A 2814-nucleotide genomic window follows, 5' to 3' on the forward strand; every position below is an offset into this window, starting at 1 on the left:
AGCCTACAGGGATGTATTTACGGCATCCTCGGCAACTGCTCCTACGTTGCTAAGCCACAGGGATGTGGTGAATGCAGAAAACGCAGGAGCGGTTTTCTGCCTACTATACGCCATCCCTGGCGTTATGCGCTCTGAATGCCCTGTCCCGGCTTAAGTGGGTAGCCTAAGCGATTAATCCATAATCAGATAACTGTGTTGACGAGTTATTGTCAATAATGCCAATAAGATTTAGCTCTTGCGCACTAACGCTAGCATTAGCATCGGCTGCAGTGAACACTAACAAGGCGGTGACATCACCATTATCAACAGCAAATAATACGCTATCACCGGCGTCGTAAGCGCTATTCGCTGAACCAATCATATTCGCTGCTTTAGTTTCGTCAATCGCGCCAGAAATGTCTTGCTGCATGATGACAAGTTCAGCATTCGCTGAAAAACCGCCTGTTCCCGATGAGATAATGACACTGGCTTCTAATTGCGTATCACCATCACCAATTTGAAGTACGGCCTGACTGAACAATAAACTGTCATCCGCATTGAAATCAGTAATAGTGTCGGTTCCCTTAAGACTATTAAACACAAATTTATCGGCACCTGAACCACCGGTTAACGTGTTATTGCCAGAATTTCCCGTAATAGTATTCGCTTGTTCATTACCTGTGGCACTAAGATTACCGCTACCTAATAATGTTAAATTTTCTAAACCAGCCGTTAAGCGATAGCTAATACTGCTATTAACCGTATCAATACCCGCACGGTCAGTCACTATATCGCCACTGTTATCAACGAAATACACATCGTTACCTTCACGACCATTTAAATAATCCGCACCGCTAGAGCCATCTATAATATTAGCGCTAGCATTACCGATAAGTTGGTCACCGCCTTGTTTACTACCCATGATATTGTCGATGTTGCTCAAGGTATCGCTACTTGCATCACCCGCAGCTGCTGAATTACTAAACAATCTAACCGTTACTGCTACTGGGGAATTAACATAGCTCACTGTATCATTACCTAAACCACCGTCTAAATAATCCCCGCCTGTACCGCCAGTTAATGTATCGTTGCCGCTACCACCGTATAACGAATCATTGCTCCCGCCACCGAACAACTGGTCATTACCTGAGCCACCATACAGCAAGTCTTTACCGTCACTATCGCTACCGATAGCATTTAGTGCGGTATTGCCATAAAGCATATCATCGCCTTGTTCACCGAATAAGCGGTCAGCGCCTAAGCCGCCGGATAATTTATCATCGCCTAAACCGCCAAATAAGTCGTTAATATTATCATCGCCAGTTTTAGTATCGTTGCTGTTAACTGTTGAAAAAATAAGGTTAGCGGCAGTTAAGCTACCGGGTAACACGCTGTTAAAAAACATCAGCGAATCTTTACCATTCACATGAGCAATTAACACTAAACTACTACTCACCGATGCACTGCTTAGCGCTTTTATCGTATCAAACTCGGCAATACCTAACCCCGCGACATTTAATTTATCTTGGCTTAACTCAAAATCGGTAATGCTATCGCTTTGATACGTCGTACCCGCTGTCATAAGAAAGGTGTCAGCACCTAAACCACCGGTCATAAAATCAGAATCTTCACCGCCGTTTAATACATCATCACCGTCACCACCAAACAACTGATCGGCTTGACTACCACCGAATAACTTATCATTACCGTCTCCACCGTATAACACATCAAAGCCATCTGAGGCGGCATTCGGTGTCGTTGAGGTATTGCCGTATAACGTATCATTACCGCTTCGCCAAATAATCGGTCATCGCCTAAGCCGCCATTAATAACATCATTACCCAAGCCACCGAACAAATAATCTTTTAGCGCGCTACCACCTACGGTGTCATTACTCACCGCTGTCGAAAAAATAAAATCTGAAGCTAACCATTCATCTTGGCGCACATTAACCACAAACGTTGACAGCCAAACATCGTTACGATAAATACCAAAACCACTATCGGTACTGCCAATATTGCCGATTAACGCTTGTATAGTGGCAAAATTGGCAATACGCAGTTTTGTTAAATCAATACGGTCACTGCCAAATGCAAAATCTGAAATCTCATTACTCGCCGCAGCCGTTTCTAAATTAACCACGAAAACATCGTTACCATTACCACCGATCAGTCTATCGCCACCATTACCGCCTTCTAGCGTGTCATTACCATCACCACCTCTTAACTCATCGTTACCGTCATCGCCGCTTAACTCATCGTTACCCTCATTACCCAATATTAAATCGTTACCGCCTAAGCCACTGATTTCATCGTTGCCTGCGGTGCCGTTTAATTGTTCGCCGTTATCGGTGCCCTGTTGTGCCATATTGACCTCATTGGTTTGGTGTTGTTGTGCCGAATACTAGAAAAGAAATCGCCTGCGATTTACTGGCCTAAATCATAGCTTATGACGTTAAAGTTAGCTTGAAATCGCAGTTATTCATCCATCAAATCCAGCCTCCCTATTCTTATTACCGTCATATCGGTTTTGTAGACTACAAATAGTACGTCAAATACGTTAACATTATTCGCTGTTTCATTGCCTTACCTACTGCCTTATATGAAGTCACTTATTACCGTTAGCGCCGTTCAGCAAGCTTGTGCTCTGGATAGAGAAAGCAATTTCAACACCTCTTTAGCACTTATTGACGAGGCGGCAGCGCAAGGCGCTGATTTAGTCGTATTGCCAGAATTGCATTTAGACCCTTATTTTTGCCAAAGCCAAACACCGGATTTTTTTGCTTTAGCCCAACCTATTCCAGGCTCTACGACTGACATTTTGTCTGAAGTCGCG

At 43.8% G+C, this 2814-nt stretch carries 3 protein-coding genes; 1 reads left to right on the forward strand and 2 read right to left on the reverse strand.

Translation table 11 applies throughout. The annotated features are described in order from the left end of the window. Window positions 1–163: 163 nt before the first annotated feature. Together VZ94_RS18520 and VZ94_RS31150 are read right to left on the reverse strand one after the other, a co-directional pair. Window positions 164–1705 (reverse strand): calcium-binding protein, encoded by a 1542-nt coding sequence (locus tag VZ94_RS18520; protein WP_109867731.1) that lies wholly within the window; start codon window positions 1703–1705, stop codon window positions 164–166. After that, window positions 1618–2346, reverse strand: coding sequence for a calcium-binding protein (locus tag VZ94_RS31150; protein ID WP_045780360.1), 729 nt, complete (start codon window positions 2344–2346; stop codon window positions 1618–1620). The genes VZ94_RS18520 and VZ94_RS31150 overlap by 88 nt, the downstream gene beginning before the upstream one ends. A gap of 234 nt (window positions 2347–2580) precedes the next feature. Here VZ94_RS31150 and VZ94_RS18530 point away from each other — a divergent pair. After that, window positions 2581–2814, forward strand: a 234-nt coding sequence (locus VZ94_RS18530; protein ID WP_045780361.1) for a nitrilase-related carbon-nitrogen hydrolase, incomplete at its 3' end; no start/stop codon positions are given.

The sequence above is a fragment of the Methylocucumis oryzae genome (assembly GCF_000963695.1).
GTDB classification, from domain to species: Bacteria; Pseudomonadota; Gammaproteobacteria; order Methylococcales; family Methylomonadaceae; genus Methylovulum; species Methylovulum oryzae.